Raw genomic sequence first — 25,314 nt, 5'->3', positions numbered from 1 at the left:
GCGCGGGCGGAGTCTTGCGGCGCACCGTGGGGAACCGCACCCGAACCGGACAGATGCATGGGATGCGCGTACCCCGCGTCATCCGGGGCCCGTACAATGCCGACGGAAGGCATGCGGGGTCTTCGCGACCCTGCGGGGGAAGCCCGCGCACACACCCGAAATCGACGGCCCAGGAGGTCAGCCATGGCCGACATCATCCGCGCCCACGACGACGACTGGTCGCTCGTGCGCGAGATCCGCCTACGCTCGCTCAGCACCGACCCCTCGGCCTTCGGCCAGAGCTGGGACAAGGAATCCACCTACGACGACTCGGTGTGGCGCCAGCGCGTCGACGAGGCCACCTGGTTCCTGGCCGTGGAGAGCGGTCAGCCCGTGGGCGTGGTCGCGGTGCGTCAAGAGGAGGACTCCCCCGACGACGAGCGCGAACTCCAGGCCATGTGGGTGACCCCGGCCTCCCGCAAGACGGGTATCGCCCAGGCGCTGGGCGAGGCCGTGCTGGAGTGGGCCCGCGAGGACGGCGCGAGCACGGTCACCCTGTACGTCGGCCCCTCCAACACCGGCGCCCTGGCCGTGTACGAGAGCCTGGGCTTCAGCGACACCGGTGACCGTTGGCGGATCGTCGAGGACGATCCCGACGGTGCCTGGATCAAGATGGCTCGCGCGCTTTGAGCACCACCGACCGCCCTCACTGGGCGGCCCGGATCGAGGACGTCAAGAACAGCATCGTCGGCGGTGTCCTGCGCAGCCTGGGCTGGGACCTCCGCCTGCAGCCGTTCCACGGCTACGGCATCCCCTCGCACGTGAGGATCCTGGCCAAGCTCCTGTACGCCACCAAGGGCACGCCCGCCGACTACTACGACCAGCCGGTGCACGACATGCGCTCGATGGCGGTGCGCGGCTGGCGGAACTTCACCGCACAGGTCGCGCCCAACCGCAAGGTGCACATCTCCATCGGCGACAAGCAGTACACCCAGCGCGCCGACCGCACCGGAATCGTCGATGCGCGGCTGGACGTGGATCTCGAACCGGGTGAGCACGAGGCGGTGCTGTGGACCGTTCCGGGAAACGAGGTCACGGCCACCGTCACCGTCTACGCCCATGGCGAGCGCCTGGGCCTGGTCAGCGACATCGACGACACCGTGATGGTGACGTGGCTGCCGCGGCCGATGCTGGCCTTCTGGAACGCGTTCGTGATCCACCAGTCCTCCCGCAAGGTGGTGCGCGGCATGCCGATGCTCTACCAGCGGATCATGCGCGAGCATCCGGACAGCCCGGTGGTGTACCTGTCCACCGGCGCCTGGAACGTGTTCCCGGTCCTGAAGCGGTTCCTGCACAAGAACGGCTACCCGGACGGTCCGCTGCTGCTGACCGACTGGGGCCCCACCAACACCGGCATCTTCCGCTCCGGGCAGGAGCACAAGGAGCGCTCGCTCGAGCAGCTGGCGTCCTTCCTGCCACAGGTGAACTGGCTGCTGATCGGAGACGATGGCCAGCACGACCCCTCGATCTACGCGCGCTTCGCCGAGAAGCGCCCGGAGAACGTGCAGGCGATCGCGATTCGACAGCTCACGGAGTCGGAGCAGCTGCTCGCCCACGGCACCACGCGGCCGCTCGAGGAGCCGTCCGAGCAGGACACCACCCCCCCGATGGTGCAGGCACCGGACGGCCACGGGCTGCTGAAGAAGCTCCAGCAGATCGGTCTGCTCAAGGCCAGCGCCTCCCGGTGACAGGCACCCAGTTCGCTCCCGTCAGGATCCGGCAGGCCCGCGCCTGCGACATCCCGGTCCTGCTGGAGATCGTCCAGTCCGCCTACCGCGGTGAGGGCGGATGGACCACCGAGGCGCACCTGGTGCGCGGACACCGCACCGATGAAGCAGAAGTGCGCGGTCTGCTCGAGGATCCTCACGCCCTGCTCCTGGTGGCCCAGCGACAGCCGGCATCGGGCCCGGCAACGGTGGGGCCGACGCGAGAACCGACGACGGGGCCGACCGGGGCGCCCGCTGCCGCCCTGACGGTGCTGGGATGCTGCTACACCCGCCGGGACCCGGATGAGCCCCAGCGGGCGGAACTCGGACTGTTCGCCGTCAGCCCCTCCGCGCAGGGCGCCGGAGTGGGACGGGCACTGATCGAAGCGCACGTGGCACGCCGTGCACAGGACGGTGTGCGCCGCATCGAGCTGTGCGTCCTGCAGAACCGCCCCGAGCTGCGCGCGTGGTACGAGCGTCGCGGGTTCCAGACGATGGAGGGCACCCTCCCGTTCCCGGCCGATCCATCCCTGCTCGTGGAGCCCGGCCTGAGGATGGAGCGGATGGTGCGGACGCTCCTGCCGACTTCGGCAGGCCGCTGACCTGCGACGTTCGTCCCTCTTGTGAAGTGCGTCCCAGGATAGGCTGGGCCCATGAGCATGGACGCTTACTCCCCCGCCGCCTATCGCTTCGCCAACACCCCGTACCGGCGTGTGGGCCGTTCCGGGCTGAAGCTGTCGCCCATCTCGCTGGGACTGTGGCAGAACTTCGGTGAGAACCGGGATCCGCTGGCGCTGAGGACGATCGTGCGCCGCGCATTCGACCTGGGCATCACGCACTTCGACCTTGCCAACAACTACGGCCCTCCCCCTGGCAGCGCCGAGACCCACATCGGTCGGATCCTCGACCAGGACTTCAGCAATCATCGTGACGAACTGGTGATATCCACCAAGGCCGGCTACGAGATGTGGGACGGTCCCTACGGTGACGGCGGTTCCCGCAAGTACCTGCTGAGCTCCCTGGACCAGTCCCTGGGGCGGCTGGACCTCAACTACGTGGACATCTTCTACCACCACCGCGAGGATCCGGAGACTCCGCTGGAGGAGACGATGGGAGCACTGGACCAAGCGGTGCGCTCCGGGAAGGCGCTGTACGTCGGCATCTCCAACTACTCACCGGAGAAGACCCGAGAAGCCGCGAGGATCCTCGCTGACATGGGCACTCCGCTGCTGATCCATCAACCCTCGTACTCGATGTTCAACCGTCACATCGAGAACGGGCTGCTGAAGACGGCGGAGGAGCTCGGCATCGGCCTGGCGGCATTCTCCCCCCTCCAGCAGGGACTGCTCACGAACCGCTACATGTCCGGTGTGCCGCAGTCCTCGCGGGCCGGGAGCTCCTCGCCATCGCTCAGCGAGAAGCAAGCCCGCGACCCGGAGTACCAGAAGCGCGTTCGCGGCCTGTCCGACATCGCCCACGAGCGCGGGCAGAGCCTCGCGCAGATGGCGCTGGCCTGGGCGCTGCGCCATCCACAGGTGTCCACTGCACTGGTGGGCGCTTCGTCCGTGCACCAGCTCGAGCAGAACATCCAGACCCTCCAGAAGCTCGACTTCACGGATGAGGAACTGCGCCGCATCGACGAGTTCGCGATCGACGGCACCGCCCGCTGACTCACCGCAGCAGGCCGGGTGCTCCGAGGCCGAGCAGCACACGCATCGGGCGGGTTGAAAGCCCAGGTCCGAAAGTCGGTCACACACGCTGAGAGCGGGGCGCATCTGAGAACCACACATGGTTCCCAGATGCGCCCCGCTTGTCATCGCCGCAGATCAGCGAGCTCCCCACCGGTTGACCGGGCCGGATCCACATCGAGGTTCCTCCCCATGCATCACCGGTGCAGGGCCCCTAAGTTCGGGCCATGTCTTCCCGAACGCGCCCACCGCGGGGCGCTGTGCTCGCTCGCGCTGAGCTTCGTGCGGCCGGAGTGCACCCGCGGCGCCTCGCCTCATCGGAGTTCACCGACGTGTTCAGCGGGCACGTCACGCCATCGAGCGATCCCGCCCCGCTGTTCGACATCGCAGATGTGCTCGTGCGGGCCAGGCTGCCCGGGGCTCTCCTCAGCCACACCACTGCAGCTGAACTGTGCGACCTGCCCCTTCCGGATCACGCCCGGTACGCCACGGGCGGGACGCTCCATGTGACGGTCACGGCAGCCGACCGTCGCCGCGCCGGCCCACAGGTCACCACCCATCGGCTCAGCAATCCGGGTCAGACCGCGCGCGAGCCGCTGCCCACCGTCGGCATGCCCGCTCTTCTGTGCGGTCTGGCGACGATGCTGAGCACGGAGGAGATGGTTCTCGTGCTGGATCACCTGATGGGTCCAGCGGCACAACACCGTCGTCGCTCGCGCGAGGAGATCTGGCGATTCGCATCGATCGGTGCTCCCATGCCCGGGAAGGCGCGGCTACGCCAAGCGCTGTGGCGGGCCCGACCGGATGTGCCGAGCGGCATCCATACACGTATCCGCCGGTTCTTCCATCTCGCTGGAGTCCCGCCACCTGTCGAGAACCTGTCCCTCGCGACGGACATCCCCGGGATCAGCGTGATGGTGGATTTCGCCTATCCCGAGTCGCGCATCGGGATCCTGTGGACCGATTCCTCGAACTCGCCACGCTCCCGTCGGGAAGCTCGACTCCGCGAAGCCGATCTCCTGCAGCTGGGATGGATCGTGCTCCATCTGTCCCTCGCAGATCTGGATGACCCGCAGGGGTTCGTCGCGGTGTTCCGGGCTGCATCGAGAACTCGCCGGGCGGCGGCCTGACCCCGCCGGCCGTCCGAACCCACCGGTGGTCTGAGCCGATCGGAAGCATGCCCGGGCTCCGGGCACCTTTTATGACATACCGGGTGCTTCTGCTCGGAGTAGGGCGCATCTCAGAACCACGAGATGGTTCTGAGATGCGTCCCGCATCGAGTGCCGCGAGCCCGGTCCCGCGGCAGGCACAACGGATCGGACGCGCCGGGGCCCGGGAGCATCTCGGGGCCCGGCAGCATCAGCCGGGGGCCCGGCTGCATCAGCCGGTGTTCTTCAGGCCCGCCGCCACACCGTTGATCGTGGTGAGCAGGGCTCGCTGGAGATCCGGTTCCAGCTGCTCCCCGCGCTCGGTGGCCGCTCGGGCCCGCTGCAGCAGCGCGACCTGCATGTACGAGATCGGATCGAGATAACGATCGCGCACGGCAAGGGTGCGCTTGAGCACCGGCTGGTTGTCCAGCAGGCCCAGCACGCCGGTGAGCCGCTCGATCTCCTCCACCGCCAGGTTGTACTCCGCACGGATGGTCTCGAACAGCGGCCACAGCCGCTCCGGCACCAGGGAGTGCACGTAGTGCGCGGCGATCTGCATGTCCGTCTTGGCCAGGGTCATCTCGACGTTGCTGATGACGGTCCGGAAGAAGTGCCAGTGGCGCAGCATGTCGTGCAGGTCCGGCTCCAGCCCGGCCTCCCGCGCGGCCTTCAGCCCGGAGCCGGCGCCGAACCAGCCCGGCACGATCTGCCGCGACTGCGTCCAGCCGAAAACCCACGGGATCGCCCGCAGGCCGTCCAGGCCCTTCTCCGAGGTCGTCCGCTTCGAGGGCCGCGAGCCGATGTTCAGGTCGCCCAGCAGCTCCACGGGGGTGGAGGTCACGAAGTACTCCGGCAGGTCCGGATCGTCCACCAGCTTCCGGTACGCCGCGAACGCCGCATCGGAGACCGTCTCCATCGCCTCGCCGAAGCGCACCAGCTGCTCCGGTGTGGTGCGCGGCTGCGTGTGCAGGGCGGATCCCTCCAGCACGGCCGCGAGGGACAGGTCGAGGTTCTCCCGCGCCAGCGTGGGGAGCATGTACTTGTCGGAGATGACCTCGCCCTGCTCGGTGAACTTGATCTCCCCCTCCAGTACCCCGTAGGGCTGGGCCAGGATCGCGTCGTACGTCGGCCCGCCACCGCGGCCCACGGAGCCGCCGCGCCCGTGGAACAGACGCAGGGTCACCCCGTGCCGCGCAGCGGCGTCGCGCAGACGACGCTGCGCCTGGTGGATCTCCCACTGGCTGGTCATCACGCCGGCTTCCTTGTTGCCGTCGGAGTAGCCCAGCATCACCTCCTGGCGATCCCCGCGCAGGCGCACCACCTCGCGGTAGGAGGGGTCGCTCAGCAGCTCGTCCAGGATCTCCCCGGCGTGACGCAGCTCCTCGACCGTCTCCAGCAGCGGTACGAAGCCGATGTCGGAGCGGTTCTTCTCGTCGCCGCCGGCGATGTTCACGAGCCCGGCCTCGCGAGCCAGCAGCACCGCGGCGAGGACGTCATCGGCCCCGCGAGTCATCGAGACGATGTAGGTCTCGATGACATGGGGCCCGTAGGTGCGGTGCGCGTCGCGGATCTCCCGGAACACGTTGAACGTGGTGCGGGTGGAGTCGTCCAGGATCGTCTCGTCCTCGGTGATGGCCGAGCCCACCAGCGGACGCCGGCTAGCCAGCTCCGCGGACAGCACCGCGGTGCGCTGGGTGCGGTCGAGATCGGAGTACGGGGTCTCCAGCTCCCCCACCTGGTCGAACAGCCGCACCAGCACCTCGTGGTGCTTCTCGGCGTGCTCACGCACGTCCAGCGTGGCCAGGTTCAGGCCCGAACCGGCCAGCACCAGCTGCGCGATCGCCAGTCCCCCGTCCGCCATGCGGGTGGCGCCGTGGCGGCGCAGCGCCTCGCGCACCACCGTGAAGTCGTCCTGCAGCTCCGCACCGTCGCGGTAGTCGCGCCCCGGCACATGCGGCTCACCGCTGTGGATCCGCCTGCGGGTGGCACGCAGCTTCGAGCGCATCGCCCCCAGCTTCAACCGGTACGGCTCCTCCAGGTACAGCTCCTGCTGCACCCCGTCGATGTCGGTGACGTGCTCGAGATCGGCCCGCAGGCTGGCGGTCAGCTCCTCGTCCTCGCCGGTGAGGGCGCTGGAGACGGACAGCTCGACGATCAGCTCGTTGATGGCCTCGATGGCGATGTCGATCGCGGTGTCGGCCTGCAGTTGCAGCACCTCCCGGGTGACCTCGGCGGTGACGTACGGGTTGCCGTCGCGGTCACCCCCGATCCAGGAGCCGAACCGCAGCGGCACCTCGCGGTCGTGCAGCTCCGCTCCGTACGTGCGCAGCTCGTCTCGGAGGTCGTCCAGCATCGCCGGCATGGTCTGGGAGTAGATCTGCCGCAGGTAGTACAGGGCGTTGCGGGCCTCGTCCTGGGGAGTGGGGCGCTGGCGGCGCAGCTCGTCGGTCTGCCACAGCGACTCGATCAGCTCCGCCAGTGCGGTGTCCTGACGGCGCCGCTCGACACTGCCCTCCTCGGTGTCCGTCTCCAACAGGTCCGAGATCCTGCGCAGCTTGGTCAGCACTGCACGTCGGGACGCCTCGGTGGGGTGCGCGGTGAACACCAGGCGCACGTCGAGCGAGTCCACCGCCTTCTGCAGGCCCTCGGCGCCCAGTTCCTCATGGATCGCCCGCACGGTGCGCGGAATCCAGGAGTCGGCGGTGGGGCGCTCGGCGAGAGCGCGCACTCGGTACACCTGCTCGGCCGCATTGGCCAGCAGGAAGTACTGAGTGAAGGCTCGGGTCAGGGCCGTGGCCTGCTCGATCGGCAGCCGGGCCAGGCGCTCCTGCACCTCGCGCGCCTCGACCGTGCTGTGGGAGGCCTTCGCCTCCTTGGTGAGCTGACGCACCTGTTCCACCAGATCCAGCAGCTCCTGGCCGTTCTGATCAGCGAGAGTGCGGCCCAGCAGGGTGGAGAGTCTGCGAACGGTCGCTCTCAGAGGTGCATCAATGTGCGGATCGTCCCCGACGACAGGGAACTCGCTGGTCAGGGTCGGAACGCGGATGGCGTCGGCATCGGGCACGGGGCCTCCTGGGTAAGACGGCGACACGGAGCGGTCACCGACGTTGAGGGCGACCGCCGCGGCGCGGATGAACGGGGCCAGACTACCGCGCAGCGGCAGGCGGGCCATCGCGGGCGACCGCAGAGCGGCACCCGGCGGGCACGCCCTGGGAACGACGAGGGCCCCGGCACGGATCGCCGGGGCCCTGGCAATGGGCGGAGACGAGAGGATTTGAACCTCCGAGGCGGTTTATCACCACCTACTCCCTTAGCAGGGGAGCGCATTCGGCCGCTCTGCCACGTCTCCTGGTGCCGTCGGACGGCACGCCGATACAGCATACGGGAGGGCCGGGGCACCACCAAAGCGACAGTGGCTGATCAGCCGCGCATCACACCCATCACACCGTGAGGTGACCGCGGAATGCAGCAGCACGCAGCAGTCCCTCCCGCAGCTGCCGACGCAGGAGCCTCACAGCGAGAGCGTGGTGCGCAGCAGGTCGATGTGCTTCGGGGTGCCCACGCGGTACTTCACCAGGGTGAGCTCGCCCTCGGCGTCGATGGCGAAGGTGGAGCGGATGGTCCCCTCCACGATCCGCCCGTACATGTTCTTCTCCCCCCACGCCCCATAGGCGGCCATGGTCTGGTGCGACTCGTCCGAGGCCAGGGTGTACGGCAGATCCTGTTCGGCGACGAACCTGTCCAGGGCCTCCACCGGGTCCGGGGAGATCCCCACGACCCGATACCCCGCGTCGAGGAACATCTGATGGTTGTCCCGCAGGTCACACGCCTGCCGGGTGCACAGCGAGGTGTTCGCTGCCGGGTAGAACCAGATCACGGCCGGTGCTCCGCGCAGCTCCTCCAGGGTCACTCGGCCACCTCCGGCGGTGGGCAGGTCGAAGGCGGGGGCGGCGTCGCCGATGGCGAGCTTCACGGGGGCGGTGCTCACGGGGCAGGACTCCTGATGGTCGGGTGGCACGAATGCGCGGGATCGCGCGGCGGTCCCAGTATGGCCGGGTCGGGATCCCGGCAGGGCCTGATCGACCGACCGCCCCCACCGGCCGCTCACGCCGGATAGGTTCGATGCCACGGAACCGTCGAGGAGGACCCGATGACCGAGCGACTCTCCACCGCCACCCTGGGCTCACTGCCCCCGGAGGTGGCGCGCCCCACATACGACAGGACGGGGATCAAGGTAGGCATCGCACACATCGGCGTGGGCGGTTTCCACCGCTCCCACCAGGCGATGTACCTGGACCGACTGCTCGAGCAGGGAGCCGCCCGGGACTGGGGGATCTGCGGCATCGGCCTGCTGGACTCGGACGCGCACATGCGGGACGCACTGACGGCACAGGACGGCCTGTACACGCTGGTCCTCAAGCATCCGGACGGCACCCGCGAGCGGCGGGTGATCGGCAGCCTCGTCGAGTACCTCCATGCCCCCACGGACCTGGAGGCGGTGCTGGAGAGGCTGGCCGATCCCGCGATCCGCATCCTGACGCTCACGGTCACCGAGGGCGGGTACAACGTCTCCCGCACGCACGGCTCCTTCGACCTCACCGCACCCGGCGTCGCCGCGGACCTCGCCCCTGGAGCCGCACCTCGGACCGTGTTCGGCGTAGTCACAGCCGCGCTGGCGCGCAGGCGTGAGCGCGGGGTGCCGCCCTTCACCGTCCTCAGCTGCGACAACCTCCAGGGCAACGGGGAGGTGGCTCGCACGGCCTTCACCACTTTCGCCTCGGCACTGGACGAGGAACTGGGCTCATGGATGCGCGAGTCGGTGCGCTTCCCCTCCAGCATGGTGGACCGGATCACGCCGGTGACGGCGGAGGCCGACATCGTCGAGAACGACGACGCCCTGGGGGTGCACGACGCCTGGCCCGTGATCGCCGAGCCCTTCGAGCAATGGGTGATCGAGGACGACTTCCCCACCGGCAGGCCACCGTGGGAGCAGGTGGGCGCTCAACTGGTGGACGACGTCGAGCCGTACGAGCACATGAAGCTGCGCCTGCTGAACTCCACCCACCAGGCGATCGCCTACCTCGGGTACCTGGCGGGCCATCGCTACGCGCACGAGACCATGGGCGATCCACGGATCGTGTCCCTGCTGAGGCGCTACTGGACGGAGGAGGCTCGACCGACGCTGCCTCCGGTCCCCGGGGTGGACCTGCAGGAGTACACCGACACCCTCGAGAAGCGCTACGGCAACGAGCACGTGCGCGACACCTTGGCCCGGCTGTGCGCGGACTCATCCAACCGGATCCCGCCCTGGCTGGTGCCGGTGGTGCGGGACCGACTGGCTCAGGACGGGCCGGTGCACTGCTGCGCGGCGGTGATCGCCGCCTGGGCCCGCTACGCCGAGGGCGTGGACGAGCAGGGCGAGCCAATCACGGTGGTGGACGCACTGCAGGACCGCGTGATGGCGGCCGCACGCGCCCAGCTGCCGGTGGAGCAGGGCGGCACCGGTGATGACCTGGCGTTCCTGCGGGACCGGTCGCTGTTCGGGGACCTGGTGGACGATGACCGCTTCACCACTCCCTATCGGCAGGCCCTCTCGCTGCTGCACGCCAGGGGAGCCACCGCCGTGCTGGACCTGCTGGTCCCGGTGCCTGGTCGACCTCCCACCGCCGGAACGGACGCCGGCCAGACGCCCGACCCCGGCCCCCTGGATCGACCGGCGTCGGACGCGACAGGCACGTCGGACGCGACAGGCACGTCGGACGCGACAGGCACCCAGGCTCGACAGACGGCACCGCCCTGGCCAAGGACGTGTGGATGCTCGGCATCGGCGCCTCCCTGCTGATGCAGGCCGCCGGAAAGGGCAAGAAGTCCTCCACGTGATCAGTGCGGGGCCGCCCTGCCTGCTAGCGAGGGGCGGCCCTGCCGATCAGTCGCTGCACCCCCATCACCAGGGTCATCGGCGTCCATGCCCCGAGTGCAGGAGTCAATCTGCCGAGCGGTCCGTTGCACCGTCGGCAGCGCCGTCCATCGTGGCGAGGATCCCCAGGTCGGTGCGGGCCCACCAGTGCCCCGTCTCCCGCTTCTCCTGGGCCGTGGTGTACCTGTAGTCGTACAGCTTGACCCGCAGCCGCGCCGGCGGCGCACCATCGAAAGGATCGATGCGCAGCAGGCGGCGCACCGCGGGGTCACCCTCGGCGAGCTTCTCCAGCAGTGCGACGAACCACCCCTCGGCGCCGGGCCGCAGGGCCAGGAACCACATCATCCAGTCCAGCCGCAGGTGGTACGGGGCGAACTGTCGGGGCCGCCGGGCCGGGTCCCCGGGCTTGCCCTTGAACTCGTAGGCCCGCCAGTCCCCCTCCTGCGGCGACCTGCTCATGGTCCCCTCGATCACCACCTCGAGGCGGCGCTTGGTCATGGATCCGAAGGCGCCGTAGGCGTTGACCAGGTGCCATCGGTTGAAACTGGCGTTCATCAGCTGATGGCGGGAGAACAGGTTCCGCAGCGGCTTCCAGCTCAGCACCAGCAGCCAGGTGAACACCGCACCGGTGAGCAGCAGCCACCACAGCGGGGAGTGCGCGCCTGCTCCTGGGCCGATGACCGGATCAGTGCCCTGACCGGCTCCCCCGTCGGCCCCCGGGGTGCCGCTCAGCGGAAGGCCCCACCCCGGCCAGGGGCCTCCCACGACCCATCGCAGGAAGGAATCACTGATCGCGCTGAACGCGACGATGATGGTGAGCCAGTTCAGCCAGGCGTAGTTGCCCGTGAGCACCAGCGCGAGCTGAGTGAGGATGATCAGGCATGCGGCGATCGAGGCGATCGGCTGGGGCGCGAGGATCAGCCACACCACTCCCAGCTGCACGGCGTGGCTGCCCAGCACCTCGCAGCGGTGCCACCAGCGCCGCTTCAGGTGCGCCCACCGGCTCAGCGGGCCGGGCATCGGCTGGGTCTGATGGTGGTGGTCCATGGCGGTGAGGTCCCGCCACGCGGTGTCGCCGCGCATCTTGATCATGCCCGCCCCGAACTCCAGGCGCAGCAGCAGCCACATCAAAAACAGCAGGATCAGCGTGGGCGGGGGCACCGCGTGCGAGCCCAGGAAGCCCACCACGAAGCCGACCTCCAACAGCATCGACTCCCAGCCGAAGCCGTAGAACCTCTGGCCGATGCTGTGGATCGAGAGGTACAGGCCCCACATCGCCAGGAACACCGGGATCGTGGTCCAGGCCGGCCCCTGCTGCGGCAGCCCGACCACCACGGAGGCACCCAGCAGCATGCCCACGGTGCACATCGCCCGCAGCCGACGGTCGCTGTACGGGGTGCGATGCCAGTGGAACAGGCTGGGGCTGCGCCGTGACGACGGACGCGCCAGGTGCTCGGGCGCCGGCAGCAGGCCCCGCTCCCCCAGCAGTGCGGGGAACTGGTGGTACGTGGACAGGAACGCGATCACGTAGACCGCCGCCACCCCGCGCTGGATCACCTCGCGGGCGATGGTGCGGTCGTCGGCGTCCAGGAGCGCCAGCCAGGTGCTGAGGTCCACTGTTGCTCACCTCCTCGGTCCCCAGCATTGTGACGCCTCGGCGCAGCGCAGTTCATCTCTGGGATCGGGTCGGCTATCGTCCACCTGGACACCCCGCCGCCCGAGCGGAGAACCGAAAGGCACCCACCATGGCAGAACGCACCGTCACCATCGCCAGCCGATCGGGCCTGCACGCCCGGCCGGCCAGCATCTTCGCCAAGGCTGCAGCGGAGCAGCCGGCCGTCGTCACCATCGAGAAGGTGGGCGGCAGCGCCGTGAAGGCCTCCAGCATCCTGATGCTGATGACGCTGGGAGCCGGCCACGGCGACGAGGTGGTGCTGCGCGCGGAGGGTGAGGGCGCCGAGGAGTCGGTCGATGCACTGGGCGACCTGCTGGAGAAGGATCTCGACGAGCAGGAGTGACCCCGCTCCGACCGGGAGCGTGACCTCTCAGATGCCGAGGTCGCCGAGGATCGGCAGACCCGCACGAACGGCATCGCGGCACTCCGCGGCGGTGCGTGCCGCAAGGGCCCTCGCCGCCAGTTCCTTCGCCTGCTCCAGAGTGACGCTGGCCAGCACCGCAGCGACCAGGGGCAGCGAGCGCGGCGCCATCGACAGACTGCTCACCCCGAGCCCGACCAGCACCACCGCCAGCGCCGGGTCCCCGGCGGCCTCACCGCACACCCCCACCGGCTTGTCTGCGACCGCGCTGTCGACCGTCGGGCCCTCCGCGACCCGGCGCGCGCCCTCGCAGGTGGACCGCACCAGTGCCAGCACCGCGGGCTGCCACGGGGTGTTCAGATGCGCCAGGGCGCCCAGCTGGCGATCGGCCGCCATCGTGTACTGCGTGAGGTCGTTGGTGCCGATCGAGGCGAAGTCGCAGGCGGCCAGGTGGCGATCGGCTGTGATCGCCGCCGAGGGTGTCTCCACCATGATCCCCGCCGGGCCCAGCCCCCGCTCACGGCACAGGGCCACGAAGTCCTCGGTGTCCTCGACGGTGGAGATCATCGGTGCCATCACCCATACCTCCGCCTGCGACGCCGCTGCGGCCACCGCGATCGCATCGAGCTGGTCCGTCAGCACAGAAGGTCTCTCCCATGAGGTGCGATAGGCGCGCACGCCCAGCGCTGGATTCGGCTCCGGGCCCGCGACAAGGAACGGCAGCGGCTTGTCCGCACCGGCGTCGAGGGTGCGCACCACCACCTTCCTGCCCGGGAAGCGTGAGAACACCGCACCGTAGGCCTCGGCCTGCTCCTGGACCCCCGGGGCCGTCTCACGGTCGAGGAACAGGAACTCGGTGCGGAACAGGCCGACGCCGTCGGCGTGCGCGGCCTCGGCCACTAGGGCGTCCTGCGCACTGCCGATGTTGGCCAGCAGCTGCACGGCGGTCCCGTCGGCCAGCGACGCGCCCCCGCCGCCGTAGACCAGGGGGTGGTTCTGCAGCTCCGTCCAGGCGGCAGCGCAGCGGTGGTGATCCTCGATGACCTCATCGGTGATGGTGCCCGCCCCGGCATCGACGAACACCTCGGTGCCGTCGGGGAAGGCATGGATGCCGCGAGCGGCCACCACGGCCGGCAGGCCCAGGTGGCGGGCCAGGATCGCGGTGTGCGACTGGGGCCCGCCGTCGGAAGTGATCAGTGCCAGCACCCGGTCCGGGTCGAGGGTGGCGGTGTCCGCGGGGGCGAGGTCCACCGCGGTGAGGATGAACGGCTCCTCGACCTGGGGGATGCCCGGGGGCTGCTCCCCGCGAAGCTCGGCGACGATCCGGTCGCGCACGTCGCGCACGTCGGCTGCGCGCTGGGCCATGTCGCCGCCCAGCTCCTCGAGCATGCGGGCCACCTGGTCGCCCGCCTCCCATACCGCACGAGCCGCGCTGAGCCGGCCGGTGATCACCAGCTCCTGCGCGGCCTGGATCAGGGACGGATCCACCGCCATCTGAGCGGTCACCTCCAGGAGAGTGCGGGCCTCACCCGTGGCCCTCTCCGCCCGGCGGGCGAGGGCCCGGGCTGCGGATGCCGCCGCCACGGGGATGCGCTCGGACTCGGTGACCGCGTCGCTGCTGCGGGGAATCCGCTCCCCGGCCGAGGGCTCGGCGACCGGTGGTGCCATGGCCCGGATGGTGCCGACCACACGTCCAGGGCTGACTGCGACTCCCGTCACCTGGGGCATCTGCGGCCTTTCGTCCGTCTGCTGTGACCCGCCGGTGGACGGCACGGTCCGGCCTGGCGAGGTGCACGGCTGATGGTACGGCGGTGACGGCTGGCCGGGCGGAGCGGCCGCTCATGGCAGAAGCGCGGACAGCGCCGCACCGGCCCACACCATGCAGGACCCGATGACCAGCATGAACGACAGGCTCCACAGCATCGCGGGGATCCCGGTCACCTGTGCGAGCTGCCGTGGGTCCTCGGTGCGCCTGCGGGAGGAGAGCACCGCGCCCAGGTGCCGCCAGGCGCCCAACAGCAGGAACGCACCGGCGGCGAGGGTGAGCGCGGTGACCAGCCCGGGACTGCCCCACCACCACAGGGCTCCTGTCGCCGCCGCTGCAGCGAGCACCGCGAGCACGGTGTGCACCGAGCGGGTGAACAGCAGCGAGACCACCAGCACGACGAGCACCGCGAAGAGGGCAGCACCGGCCCAGCCTCGCAGCGCCAGCTGCACCAGGCCCGCGCCCAGGATCGCCGGCGCCGGATACCCCGCCCACAGGGTGAGCACCCGGCCGATACCCCGACGGGGACCGACGGTGACGGCATGGCCGGACATGTCGGAGCTGACCACGAAGCCGGTGAAGCGCCTGCCCACGAGGATGCCCACGAACGCGTGGCCGAGCTCGTGGACGATGGTGACAGCGGGGCGCGTCAGGCGCCACAGCGGCGGGGCCGTCACCACCACAGCCGCCACGAGCAGCGACACCGGCAGCCACCAGCCCGCCTCGGCGGGGGCGCCGGGGGCGATGCGCTCCCCGACGGCGCGGGCGAGGGCCTGGAGATCCACGGCCCCATCGTGCCAGGGACGGCTTTCCCTATGCGGAACGCCCGCCCGATCCAGCAGCTGCTGGTCCGGACGGGCGTTCTCGATGCGAACCGGGCCGCACGGCGCGACCCGGTCCCCGGGGCCGGTGACCGGCCGTGAGGATCAGAGGGGGCGGATGTTCACTGCCTGCAGGCCCTTGGGGCCGCGCTCGGTCTCGAACTCAACGCGCTGGTTCTCCTCCAGGTCGCGGCGGCCGGTGCCGACGATGGCGCTGAAGTGCGCGAACACATCGGCGGAGCCGTCCTCGGGGGCGATGAAGCCGTAGCCCTTGTCGGAGTTGAACCAGGTGACGATGCCAGTAGCCATGGCGATATTCCTTCGTTGTCGTGAACCACGTGCGTGGTCCGGGTGTCCGCAGCGGCGGCGCCACTGCGGAGCATGTGCACCCCGAACGGACCGTCGACCAGGGCGGTCGACGGCCTTGCTGCTGGGGTCTGCTGCGGCCTCGTGGGCCGACAGGGCCGATTCCGGCGACGGGACGTCGCCGATCCGGCCGACGTGGGGCCCGTGGGCCGTGGGGGCGACGTCGACCTGCGCGCGCCCGGGGGCGGCGGGGACGTCGGCGTGCTGAAGTGGTGTGGAGGAGGAGATGAAGAACCAGTTCTCGTAGAGGTGGAGGTGGGGCGCGACCGTCGTCGGTCCGCCCCGAACGGGGCTTCCAGCGCCGTGCCGTCGCCTGCCCGGGTGCACCCGCCGTCTCGACCCCTGCGGGCGTGGCGTGTGCCGCTACCGCCGGATCGACGGGTGGTGCGGACGACCCAGTCGACAGTACGGCATGACCGCAGTTTCTCCGGGAGCGGTGTGACCCAACGCATCCTCAACCGGTCGGCCAGGCACGGTGACCCAGCCTCGGAACTGGGGCGGCATCCCGGTCGAGCCCAGGGGCTGCATGCGTCATCGGACCCAGGCGGCACCCGCCGTGGAACCTGGGCCGACACCCGCCCCTTGCATACCCCCGGGGGTATCTGTCAGGATCGGGACACTCGACCACTCATCGCATCCGACCGGAGGGATCTCCCATGCTGCTCGAACGCCTCTACGACGAGGATCTCGCCCAGGCGAGCTACGTGATCGGCTGTCAGGCCACCGGAGAGGCGCTCGTGGTGGACCCGCGCCGCGACATCACCCCCTACCTGGAGCTCACCGCCCGTCACGACCTGCGCGTCGTCGCCGTGACCGAGACCCACATCCACGCCGACTATCTCTCCGGCACCCGCGAGCTGGCCGCCGCCACCGGCGCCACCGCCCACGTCTCCGGTGAGGGTGGGCCGGACTGGCAGTACGGCTTCGAGGCACAGCGCCTGCACGACGGTGACGAGATCACCATCGGCAACATCCGCGTCCAGGCCCGCCACACCCCCGGGCACACCCCGGAGCACCTGATGTTCCTGGTCACCGACGGCGCCACCGCCGACTCCCCCGGCTACGCCCTGACCGGAGATTTCGTGTTCATCGGCGATCTGGGCCGCCCGGACCTGCTGGATGAGGCCGCAGGCGGCGTGGACACCCGCTTCGAGGGCGCCAAGCAGCTGTTCCGCAGCCTGCGCGAGGTGTTCTGGTCGCTGCCGGACCACGTGATGGTCTACCCCGCCCACGGCGCTGGCAGCGCCTGCGGCAAGGCCCTCGGTGCCCTGCCCGCCTCCACTGTCGGGTATGAGCGCCGCTTCTCCTGGTGGGCCCCGTACGTGGAGAAGAACGACGAGCAGGGCTTCGTGGACAGCCTGCTGGACGGTCAGCCGGATGCTCACGCCTACTTCGCCCGCATGAAGGTGGACAACCGTGAGGGCCCGCAGGTGGTCGGCGAGCTTCCCGCCCTGCGCCGCTTCGAGGCGGCGGAGCTGGCACCGATGATCGAGGCCGACGAGGCGATCGTGGTGGACCCACGCGCCCACACGGCCGTCCACGAGGGCACTGTGCAGGGTGCGCTGAACATCCCCGGTCCGGCCAAGGCCGCCAGCTTCGGTGCCTGGGCCTGCGACCCACAGCGAGAGACCCGTCCGCTGGTGGTGCTGACCGGCGACCCCGAGGCGGCCCAGCAGATGCGCAACCACCTGCTGCGCGTGGGCATCGACCGGGTGATCGGGTACGTGGACTCCCTCGAGGGGCTGCCCACCGCGGTGCCAGCCGTGATCTCCCCCGCCGAGCTGGAGGATACCGAGCGCGCGCTTCTACTGGACGTCCGTTCCCGCTCCGAGCACGCGGACGGCCACATCCCTGGCTCGTTGCAGCTCAGTGCCGGCAAGGCGCTGTGGAACCTGGAGCGCCTGCCCCGCGAGGGCACGGTCATCACGTACTGCCAGTCCGGGGTGCGCAATTCGGTGGTCGCCAGTGCCCTTCGCCGCGAGGGCATCGACGTTGTCGAGCTCGACGGCAGCTACGCCGGATGGAGCACCTGGGCCGAGCAGCCGCAGTTCAACGTCTGACGGCCCAAGACTAGAAGGAGACCCCATGCGCAGTGCAGATCCCGAGACCAAGCGACGCATCCTCAACCGGCTCAAGCGCGCCCGCGGCCAGCTCGATGCGGTGATCGCGGCCGTGGAGGGCGACGGCTCCTGCCAGCAGGTGGTCACCCAGCTGTCCGCGGTGTCCACAGCCCTGGACCGGGCGGGGTTCAGCATCGTCTCGTGCGCCATGCAGAACTGCCTGACCGATCCCGAGGGCACCGCCGAGGACGAGGACGGCCTGACGGTCGCGCAGCTGGAGAAGCTGTTCCTGTCCCTGGCCTGATCCGGCCTGTCCGCTCATCGGCCCCCACCCCGGAGCGGTTGGCTCCCACACCGGGCCGCTCGGCCCCACCGACATGTCCTGGCGCTTCGGCCCGAAAAACCAAACACGTATGGGAGAGATTCACATGTGTCAAGCAGTCACCTGCAAGGAATGCGGCAAGACCACCTGGGCCGGTTGCGGCATGCACGTCGACCAGGTCATGAAGAACGTGGCCCCGGCGAACCGCTGCCCCGGGCACGACAGCGGGGCCAAGCCCGGCTTCCTCTCGCGACTTCTCGGCCGCTGATGAAGGCGGTCGGCGCACAGCATCAGTGCGTCATCATCGGCGCTGGGCGACGGCTCGACGGCGGAAGCAGCCCATCCGCCAGGTGGGCCCGACTTCCCCCCGGACATGACAGGTGAGGGCCAGGTGACGTTCCCGTGGGAACGCTTCGGCCCCCGCAGTGACGTTCCCGCGGAAACATCGCTGCCCCCGCGCGGGATGCTCAGTCCTCCCAGGTCACATCCTCGGCCTTCTTGTCTGGTCGCCAACCCCGCCACACGGGGTGGCGCAGGCGGCCGTCCTCGGTGCGCTCCCCGTACTGCACCTCCCCCACCAGGTCGGCGCGCACCCAGGTGGCATCGCGCCTGTCGCTCGCGGGCACGTCGTCCACCGGAGGGGTCTTGCGCACGCGGGAGGAGAGCATCCCGGCGGCCTTCTCCAGGTCCCGGTCGCTGAACCCGGTGCCCACCCGGCCCGCGTAGCTCAGGTCGCCGTCCCCATCGGGCACCGCCACCAGCAGGGAGCCGATGGTGTCGGTGCGCGAGCCCTTCCCGCGGCGCCAGCCGATGACCACCACCTCCTGGTGGCGGGCGTTCTTGATCTTGATCCAGGTGCGTGAGCGCTTCCCGGCCTGGTAGATGCCGGTCTCCTTCTTCGCCATCACCCCTTCCAGCTTCAGCTGCTGGGACAGTTCGATCGCGTGGGCCACGTCCCCGTGGTCGGCGTGCGGCAGGTGCACGTGGTCGGTCGCAGTGACCGTCTCGAACAGGGCGTCGCGGCGCTCGCGGTACGGGATGCGCAGCAGGGAGTCGCCTCCGCGCTGGAGCAGGTCGAAGGCCATCAGGTGCGCCTCGACCTTCTTTCTGGCTGCGCTGACGTCGGCCTCGGCGGTCAGTCCCAGGCGCTGCTGGAGGCGGCCGAAGGAGGGGCGGTCGTTGGAGTCCAGAGCAACGATCTCCCCGTCGAGGACGGTCTGCCCGGCCTGGCGCATCTCGGGGTCGATCGCCTCGACCAGTTCGAGCAGCTCGGGGAAGGTGGCGGTGAGATCCTTGCCGTTCCTACTGGTCAGGCGCACCTGGTCTCCGAGGACCGTGGCGATCACCCTCACGCCGTCCCATTTCATCTCGAAGGCCCATTCGTCCTCACCGCGGATGTCGCTGCGACTTCCTGCAGTGGCGAGCATGGGGGCGATGGGATCGTCCATCTCCGTGCCGGCCGCTTCGGTGCGCTGCGCAGAGGGCGGGGCGTCGGCGGCCGGGGCGTCGCCCTCTGCCTCGTCGGAGGTCGTGCCGTCGGCGCCATCTGCAGGGAGCGGGGCGTCGGCCTCGGGCTGGTCCTTCATCAGGTGCAGCAGCCAGTTGTCCTGCTCCTTCTCCTTCGCGGCGGCGCTCTTCCCCTTCTTCTTGCCCATGCCGCCGGTGCGGATGAACGCGTAGCGGCGCGGCACTCCACCCAGGCCTCCGTCGGGCCGGCCGTGGCACACGGCGATGACCTCCTTGCCCTCGCGCCACTTCTCGATCTCGATGGTGCCGGCATCCCAGATGGTCACCTCGCCCCCGCCGTACTCGCCCTTGGGGATCGTGCCCTCGAAGGTGCCGTACTCCAGGGGGTGGTCCTCGGTCTGCACGGCCAAGCGGTTCACGTCCGATTCCAGCGGCGGGCCCTTGGGCACCGCCCAGGAGACCAGCACCCCGTGGTTCTCCAGCCGGAAGTCCCAGTGCAGGCGCGAGGCGTGGTGCTCCTGGATCACGAACATCGGTGCATCGGAGTCCAGGGCGTCCCGCGCAGCGGCGGAGGCCGCGGAGTCCTCGGCCTGCTCGTAGCCGGGCGGGGCCGGCACGGGCTCGGGCGTCTTCTCGGGGTCGCGCTTGGAGCGGTACACCTCGAGCCGGTCGCGGGCCTCGGCGGTCGAGGGGCTGCTGTCAGCAGAGGGACCGTCGGCGCCGGCCGGGGCGCCGTCGTCACGACCGTCGGAGGCGCCGCCTCCCCTGCCGGCGGCCCCGTTCCCCTTCCGCCCGAGAGGCGCGATCGGGTCCTGGCCGCCCTCCACGCGCTCGAGCACCTCGGCGAGGTCCAGGTGGGTGAGGTCCTCGTCCTCGATCTCCTCCCAGGTGCGGGGGGCGGCCACGGTGGGGTGGGCGCGCCCTCGCAGCGAGTACGGGGCGACGGTGGTCTTGGAGCCGTTGTTCTGAGACCAGTCCACCAGCACCTTGCCGGACCTGAGGCTCTTCTTCATGTCGCTGACCACCTCGTCAGGGTGGTCAGCCTCCAGGGCCCGGGCCAGCTCATGGGCCACCCCGGAGACCTCCTCGGCGGTGCTGGCACCGTCCAGCGGGGCGTACAGGTGGATGCCCTTGGAGCCGGAGGTGACCGGGTAGGTGGCAAGGCCCATGTCCCCGAGGATCTCCCGGCACCACAGCGCCACCTCGGCGCAGTCGGCCAGCGCCACCCCCTCCCCCGGGTCCAGGTCCAGCACCAGGCGATCGGGGTTCTCCGGCTCTCCGTCGGCGTCGAACCGCCATTGCGGGGTGTGGATCTCCAGCGAGGCCAGCTGCGCGAGCCACACCAGCACCGCCGGCTCCTCGATGAGCGGGTAGGCGGTGGTGCCGGAACGGTGCTCGATGTCGGCCCGGGGCACCCAGTCCGGAGCGGAGTCCTCGAGGTCCTTGCGGAAGAACACCTGGCCGGGATCCTCCTCGGTGCCCACGCCGTTGACCCATCGCTTGCGGGTGGCCGGGCGCCTGCTCACCTGGGGGATCATCACCCCTGCGATGCGGTGGTAGTAGTCGATGACCTCGCCCTTGGTGGTGCCGGTCGCCGGGTACATCACCTTGTCCAGGTTGGAGACCTTCAAGGTGCGTCCGCCGACCTCGACCCGTTGCTCACCTGTCGCCATCACTCCACTGTGCCCCACCGGGGCCCGGCCGTCACGGGATCGGCCGGGGTTCGTCCGCTCGGTCCGGCACTGGCCGCGGCCGACGGTTCGTGGTGTGATCAGGCATGCGCGCAATCTGGAGTGGTGAGATCGCCTTCGGGCTCGTGAACGTTCCGGTGAAGCTGTACTCGGCGACGAAGTCGCACGACGTCTCCTTCCATCAGGTCCACGACGAGGACAACGGTCGCATCCGCTATCAGCGGCACTGCGAGGTGTGCGGCCGGGAGGTGGAGTACGAGGACATCGCTAAGGCCTACGACGACGGCGATAAGACCGTGATCCTCACCGACGAGGAGCTGGACGCCCTGCCGGCGGAGGACAACGACCAGATCGACGTGGTGCAGTTCGTGCCGAACGACCAGGTGGATCCGATCCTGCTGGGCACCAGCTACTTCCTGGAGCCGGTGGGTCGCTCCCCGAAGTCGTACGTGCTGCTGCGCCGCACCCTGGAGGCCACCGACCGCACCGCGATCGTGCATTTCACCCTGCGTTCCAAGACCCGCCTGGGGGTGCTGCGCCGGCACGAGGACCTGCTGGTGCTGCAGACGATGCGCTGGCCGAGCGACCTGAAGGAGGTGGACTTCGCGCCGTCCTCGCGTACCAAGGTCACCGACAAGGAGCTGACGATGTCGGCCGCGCTGGTGGAGCAGTTCAGCGGGGACCTGGAACCGGACCAGTACACCGACGAGTACCAGGAGCAGCTGCGCACCCTGATCGAGGAGAAGCTCGAGCAGGGCGATGCGATCGACACCGAGGAGACCTTCGGCAAGGAGCGCGCCGAGCAGGAGAAGAAGAAGTCCGAGGGCTCGGACGACGATGGCAGCGGTGGCGGCAAGGTGCTGAGCCTGATGGACGCCCTGGAGCGCAGCCTCGGCAAACGCCGCGGGGACGACTCGTCCGCCAAGAGCACCTCGAGCACCAGCACCGCCACATCCACCTCCGCATCCACCTCGAGCGGATCGAAGAAGGGCAGCTCCAAAGGCGGGTCGGCCAAGAAGAGCGGGGGGAAGAAGGGCACGTCGAAGAAGACCGGCACGTCGGGCACGAGCGGGAACTCGAAGAAGAGCACATCGAAGAGCTCCTCCACGTCCGGCAAGAAGAAGGGCGGCCCATCGAGGAGCGGTCAGAAGAAGAGCTCCTCCACCTCCAGCAAGAAGAAGGCGTCCTGACCGAGGGCTCTGCTGCGGCCCCCGTGGGCGGCAGCAGCGGCCCCGCCCGGGCAGGTTCGCTCACACCCGGGGGCGGATCGGTTGCACCCCGCCCCTTCGCGATCCACAGTGGGCGCCATGCCCCGCTCCGAGGACTCCCCCCGCTCCCCCGCTGAGGAGCGCCCCGATCGACCGTGGATCGTGCCGGCCGTGATCGTGGCGGTCGCTGCGCTGCTCATCACCGGCGTGCTGGTGCTGCGCCCCGACGGCGGGGGCGACGAGGCATCCCCCGCCCAGCCCGGCCAGCAGTCCGGCACCGATAGGGCGGCCACGGGCCCGATCCCGCATCCTTCCGAGGTGGCCACCCCTGACCTGAGCGCCCAGGAGAGCCGCGACCCCGACGACCTGCTGGCCGAGGGCCCCGTCGACGCTCCCGTCGCACTGGTGGTGTTCACCGACTTCCAGTGCCCCTACTGCGCACGCTGGTCGAACGAGACCCTGCCGGAGCTGCGCGAGTACGTGGACCGCGGCGAGCTGCGCATCGAGTGGCGCGACGTTAACATCTACGGCGAGAACTCCGAGCGTGCCAGCCGGGCCGTCCTGGCCGCGGCGATGCAGGGCCGGCACACCGAGTACCACGACGCCCTGTTCGCCGGCGGTGAGATCCGCTCCGAGCAGGAGCTGAGCGAGGAGTCACTGATCGAACTGGCCGCGGAGCTGGGGCTGGACACCGAGCAGTTCACCGAGGACCTGAACTCCCCGGAGGTCGCCGAGACGGTCGCCGCCAACGCTCAGCAGGGCATCGACCTGGGTGCCTTCTCCACCCCGTCGTTCATCCTCGGCGGCTCCCCGATGGTCGGCGCCCAGCCCACCGAGGTGTTCACCACCGCGGTGGACGAGGCCCTGGACCGGGCGCAGGGCTGAGGCTGCAGCGATGGAGATCGGGATCCTGACTGCGTTCCTGGGCGGGATGCTGTCCCTGCTCAGCCCCTGCGGGGCACTGCTGCTGCCGGGCTTCTTCGCTTCGTCCCTCACCTCTCGGGCCCAGCTGATCCCCCACGGCCTGGTGTTCTATGCGGGGCTGCTGGTGACCCTGGTCCCGCTGGGTGTGGGCATCGGTGCCGTCGGCATGCTCGTGGCGCAGCACCGCGGGGTGCTGGTGGCGGTCACCTCCCTGCTGCTGATCGTCCTGGGCGCGATGCACGCCCTCGGCTGGGGCTTCGACCTGTCACGTCTGCTGCCCGGATTCGACCGGGTGCAGCAGCGGGCCTCACGCGGCTCCGGGTTACTGCGCACCTTCCTGCTGGGTGCCGTGGGCGGGGTGGCCGGGTTCTGTGCCGGACCGATCCTCGGCGCTGTCCTCACCCTGGCGATGGGGCAGGCCGATGTGCTGGGTGCCGTGATCCTGCTGGCCGTGTACGGGGCCGGCATGGTGGTGCCGCTGATGCTGCTGGCGGCCGTGTGGGACCTGCTGGGAGGCCGTGGCCGCTCCCTGCTTCGCGGCCGCACCTTCACGCTGCTGGGCCGGGAGCTGCACACCACCACCGTCGTCACCGGTGTGGTGATCATGGCTCTGGGGGTGCTGTTCTGGGCCACGAACGGCCTGGTCACCCTGCCGTCGCTGGTTCCCACCGGCACGCTGGCCCGTTGGCAGGAGGCGGGCTCGGCGCTGTCCGACCCGACCGTGCAGATCGTCGTGATCATCGCCGCGGCGGTGGTCGCGCTGCTGCTGTGGTGGTGGGGGCGCCAGCGCAGCCGGCGCTCCCGTCGTGCCTCCCACGCCAGCGACCCAGTCGACGACAACACCTCCGGCGGCAGTGCCGCACCCTCGACCACCCGGCAGGAGCCATGAGACGACGCACCTTCGCCCGCACCCTCCCCGTGGGTCTCCTCGGCGTGATGGGGCTGGCCGCCTGCACCTCCGAGGATCCCGCACCGGCCGGCTCGAGCCCCTCCGGTGCTCCCACACCCGAGTCGCCCGATACCCCGATCGACCCCACCCCGGTGCCGGACCGCACCATGGCCGAGACCGTGGACAAGTCCGCCCTGCGGCTGCCGCTGGAGATGACCACCCACGTGATGGTGGCCCCGGGCTGGAGCAGCACCCCGCGGCAGCTGGGCGGCATGTTCCTGGGCTACGCCGAGGAGGAGGACGCGCTGCGCTACATCGCAGTGGTCGAGGACGGCACCGTGTCCTGGACCGCCCGGCGGCCGCTGAGCTGCACCGGATTCGCCGTTTCCCGCACCGAGGACGACGCCCCGGTAGCGGTCCTGGCCGATGTGGCGGCGGGCGAGGAGCAGGTCGTGCTCAGCACCTTGAGCGGCTACGACCTGGTCACCGGCCAGACCCTGTGGGGGCCCACGGAGGTGCCCGGCCCGCAGGTCGCACCGGGCCTGGTGTTCGCCGCGCCGGGCGAGCAGCCGATGGGGGCGGGCGGCGAGCGGGTGGCCGTGGCCGCCGGCACCGGGGACACCGTGATCGCCGAGGCCGACCTCGACGGCGGCCGCATCGTGGCCGAGCACCTCGGCACCCTGCTGCACACCCAGGGGGCGCAGCTGGTGGCAGTCTCCTCCGCAGACGGAAGCCGACTGTGGGAGCTGGACCTGCCCGCCGGCGCCGATCCGATGAGCGCACACGTGCCCGGGACCATCGATCCTCTCGCGAACCTGGCCGTGGTGCGGGGCGACACCGATGACGGTGAGGGCTTCGGCCTGCTGGTGGACCTCACCGACGGCAGTGTCCTGACCGAGGACGCCACCGCCGTCGCGCTCGATCCCGCGACCGGGACCATCGTTCTGGTCTCCGGCACCGTGGTCACCGGGATGGACGCCGAGGGGACGGAGCTTTGGCGCTACGTGGATCCTGAGGCTCTGCGCCTGGTCAGCGCCGGCGAACGCCTGTCGTACGCACTGCGCCCCGAGGAAGGGACCCTGGTGGTGCTGGACACCTTGCAGGGCATGATGGTGCAGCCCTACGACGTGGACCAGTCCGGTCCGCTGGGGGTGCCGGAAGTGTTCTCCGCGGAGGCCGCCGTGGCGGTGCGCATCAGCGAGGAGCAGGTGCACCTGGTGACCACCGAGCTGGACATGGACTTCGGCTCGTAGCACTCGTGCCACGG

21 protein-coding genes and 1 tRNA gene are annotated in these 25,314 nt (G+C 70.1%); 14 read left to right on the top strand and 8 right to left on the bottom strand.

The window, feature by feature from the left end:
- Positions 1-183 precede the first annotated feature (183 nt).
- The 5 genes from M4D54_RS01105 (at position 184) to M4D54_RS01085 (ending at position 4,563) form a co-directional block, all read left to right on the top strand.
- Entirely contained in the window at positions 184-669 is a 486-nt protein-coding gene (locus M4D54_RS01105) for an N-acetyltransferase (protein ID WP_259790762.1), read from the top strand.
- Complete coding sequence (locus M4D54_RS01100) at positions 666-1,727, top strand: App1 family protein (RefSeq protein WP_259889721.1); 1,062 nt, start codon at positions 666-668, stop codon at positions 1,725-1,727. Before M4D54_RS01105 ends, M4D54_RS01100 begins: the two co-directional genes overlap by 4 nt.
- Positions 1,724-2,347 carry a GNAT family N-acetyltransferase gene (locus M4D54_RS01095; RefSeq protein ID WP_259889718.1) on the top strand — a complete coding sequence of 208 codons (624 nt, stop codon included), beginning with the start codon at positions 1,724-1,726 and terminating at the stop codon, positions 2,345-2,347. The genes M4D54_RS01100 and M4D54_RS01095 overlap by 4 nt, the downstream gene beginning before the upstream one ends.
- Positions 2,348-2,398: 51 nt before the next feature.
- Positions 2,399-3,415, top strand: a complete 1,017-nt coding sequence (locus tag M4D54_RS01090; protein WP_259889716.1) for an aldo/keto reductase — start codon at positions 2,399-2,401, stop codon at positions 3,413-3,415.
- 350 nt (positions 3,416-3,765) lie between these two features.
- Positions 3,766-4,563, top strand: a complete 798-nt coding sequence (locus tag M4D54_RS01085; protein ID WP_259889715.1) for a hypothetical protein — start codon at positions 3,766-3,768, stop codon at positions 4,561-4,563.
- A 250-nt stretch (positions 4,564-4,813) separates the two neighbouring features.
- Here M4D54_RS01085 and ppc read toward each other — a convergent pair whose 3' ends face one another.
- The 3 genes from ppc to M4D54_RS01070 form a co-directional block, all read right to left on the bottom strand.
- Entirely contained in the window at positions 4,814-7,645 is a 2,832-nt protein-coding gene (ppc, locus tag M4D54_RS01080; protein ID WP_259889713.1) for a phosphoenolpyruvate carboxylase, read from the bottom strand.
- A gap of 195 nt (positions 7,646-7,840) precedes the next feature.
- Positions 7,841-7,930: transfer RNA gene (locus M4D54_RS01075), tRNA-Ser, on the bottom strand.
- Positions 7,931-8,092: 162 nt separating this feature from the next.
- On the bottom strand, positions 8,093-8,569 hold the full coding sequence (locus M4D54_RS01070; protein ID WP_259790775.1) for a peroxiredoxin: 477 nt from the start codon (positions 8,567-8,569) through the stop codon (positions 8,093-8,095).
- Between the two features lie 162 nt (positions 8,570-8,731).
- Here M4D54_RS01070 and M4D54_RS01065 point away from each other — a divergent pair, with 162 nt between their 5' ends.
- Entirely contained in the window at positions 8,732-10,423 is a 1,692-nt protein-coding gene (locus M4D54_RS01065) for a mannitol dehydrogenase family protein (protein WP_259889711.1), read from the top strand.
- A 141-nt stretch (positions 10,424-10,564) separates the two neighbouring features.
- On the opposite strand, the gene M4D54_RS01060 is transcribed toward M4D54_RS01065, so the two are convergent.
- Positions 10,565-12,115, bottom strand: coding sequence for a lipase maturation factor family protein (locus tag M4D54_RS01060; protein WP_259889708.1), 1,551 nt, complete (start codon positions 12,113-12,115; stop codon positions 10,565-10,567).
- Between the two features lie 128 nt (positions 12,116-12,243).
- On the opposite strand from M4D54_RS01060, the gene M4D54_RS01055 reads away from it, so the two are divergent.
- The gene (locus M4D54_RS01055) at positions 12,244-12,516 is read left to right on the top strand and encodes an HPr family phosphocarrier protein (protein ID WP_259889706.1); all 273 of its coding nucleotides are present in this window, start codon (positions 12,244-12,246) and stop codon (positions 12,514-12,516) included.
- A gap of 27 nt (positions 12,517-12,543) precedes the next feature.
- Here M4D54_RS01055 and ptsP read toward each other — a convergent pair whose 3' ends face one another.
- The 3 genes from ptsP to M4D54_RS01040 form a co-directional block, all read right to left on the bottom strand.
- Positions 12,544-14,262 (bottom strand): phosphoenolpyruvate--protein phosphotransferase, encoded by a 1,719-nt coding sequence (gene ptsP, locus M4D54_RS01050; protein WP_259889698.1) that lies wholly within the window; start codon positions 14,260-14,262, stop codon positions 12,544-12,546.
- Between the two features lie 111 nt (positions 14,263-14,373).
- The gene (locus M4D54_RS01045; protein WP_259889696.1) at positions 14,374-15,084 is read right to left on the bottom strand and encodes a M50 family metallopeptidase; all 711 of its coding nucleotides are present in this window, start codon (positions 15,082-15,084) and stop codon (positions 14,374-14,376) included.
- A gap of 141 nt (positions 15,085-15,225) precedes the next feature.
- Entirely contained in the window at positions 15,226-15,429 is a 204-nt protein-coding gene (locus M4D54_RS01040; RefSeq protein WP_259889693.1) for a cold-shock protein, read from the bottom strand.
- A 713-nt stretch (positions 15,430-16,142) separates the two neighbouring features.
- Here M4D54_RS01040 and M4D54_RS01035 point away from each other — a divergent pair.
- The 3 genes from M4D54_RS01035 (at position 16,143) to M4D54_RS01025 (ending at position 18,136) form a co-directional block, all read left to right on the top strand.
- Entirely contained in the window at positions 16,143-17,546 is a 1,404-nt protein-coding gene (locus tag M4D54_RS01035; RefSeq protein ID WP_259889691.1) for a rhodanese-like domain-containing protein, read from the top strand.
- 25 nt (positions 17,547-17,571) lie between these two features.
- Positions 17,572-17,850, top strand: coding sequence for a metal-sensitive transcriptional regulator (locus tag M4D54_RS01030; protein WP_259889690.1), 279 nt, complete (start codon positions 17,572-17,574; stop codon positions 17,848-17,850).
- A 124-nt stretch (positions 17,851-17,974) separates the two neighbouring features.
- Complete coding sequence (locus M4D54_RS01025; RefSeq protein ID WP_259889688.1) at positions 17,975-18,136, top strand: hypothetical protein; 162 nt, start codon at positions 17,975-17,977, stop codon at positions 18,134-18,136.
- Positions 18,137-18,335: 199 nt separating this feature from the next.
- On the opposite strand, the gene M4D54_RS01020 is transcribed toward M4D54_RS01025, so the two are convergent.
- Complete coding sequence (locus M4D54_RS01020) at positions 18,336-21,008, bottom strand: ATP-dependent DNA ligase (RefSeq protein ID WP_259889685.1); 2,673 nt, start codon at positions 21,006-21,008, stop codon at positions 18,336-18,338.
- 104 nt (positions 21,009-21,112) lie between these two features.
- Here M4D54_RS01020 and M4D54_RS01015 point away from each other — a divergent pair, with 104 nt between their 5' ends.
- From M4D54_RS01015 to M4D54_RS01000, 4 genes are all read left to right on the top strand, one after another.
- Positions 21,113-22,216 carry a Ku protein gene (locus M4D54_RS01015; RefSeq protein ID WP_259889682.1) on the top strand — a complete coding sequence of 368 codons (1,104 nt, stop codon included), beginning with the start codon at positions 21,113-21,115 and terminating at the stop codon, positions 22,214-22,216.
- Between the two features lie 117 nt (positions 22,217-22,333).
- Entirely contained in the window at positions 22,334-23,119 is a 786-nt protein-coding gene (locus tag M4D54_RS01010; RefSeq protein ID WP_204408616.1) for a DsbA family protein, read from the top strand.
- Positions 23,120-23,129: 10 nt separating this feature from the next.
- Positions 23,130-24,047 carry a cytochrome c biogenesis CcdA family protein gene (locus tag M4D54_RS01005; protein ID WP_259889678.1) on the top strand — a complete coding sequence of 306 codons (918 nt, stop codon included), beginning with the start codon at positions 23,130-23,132 and terminating at the stop codon, positions 24,045-24,047.
- A complete protein-coding gene (locus tag M4D54_RS01000) occupies positions 24,044-25,300 on the top strand; it encodes a PQQ-like beta-propeller repeat protein (RefSeq protein WP_259889676.1) in 1,257 nt (418 codons plus the stop codon). Before M4D54_RS01005 ends, M4D54_RS01000 begins: the two co-directional genes overlap by 4 nt.
- The last annotated feature ends 14 nt before the right edge of the window (positions 25,301-25,314 follow it).

Origin of the sequence: Brachybacterium sp. p3-SID1565 (genome assembly GCF_025143785.1) — a bacterium.
In the GTDB taxonomy this organism is placed as follows: domain Bacteria; phylum Actinomycetota; class Actinomycetes; order Actinomycetales; family Dermabacteraceae; genus Brachybacterium; species Brachybacterium epidermidis.
Note: the sequence above shows the minus strand (reverse complement) of the source record. Positions and strands in the feature narration are given on the sequence as shown.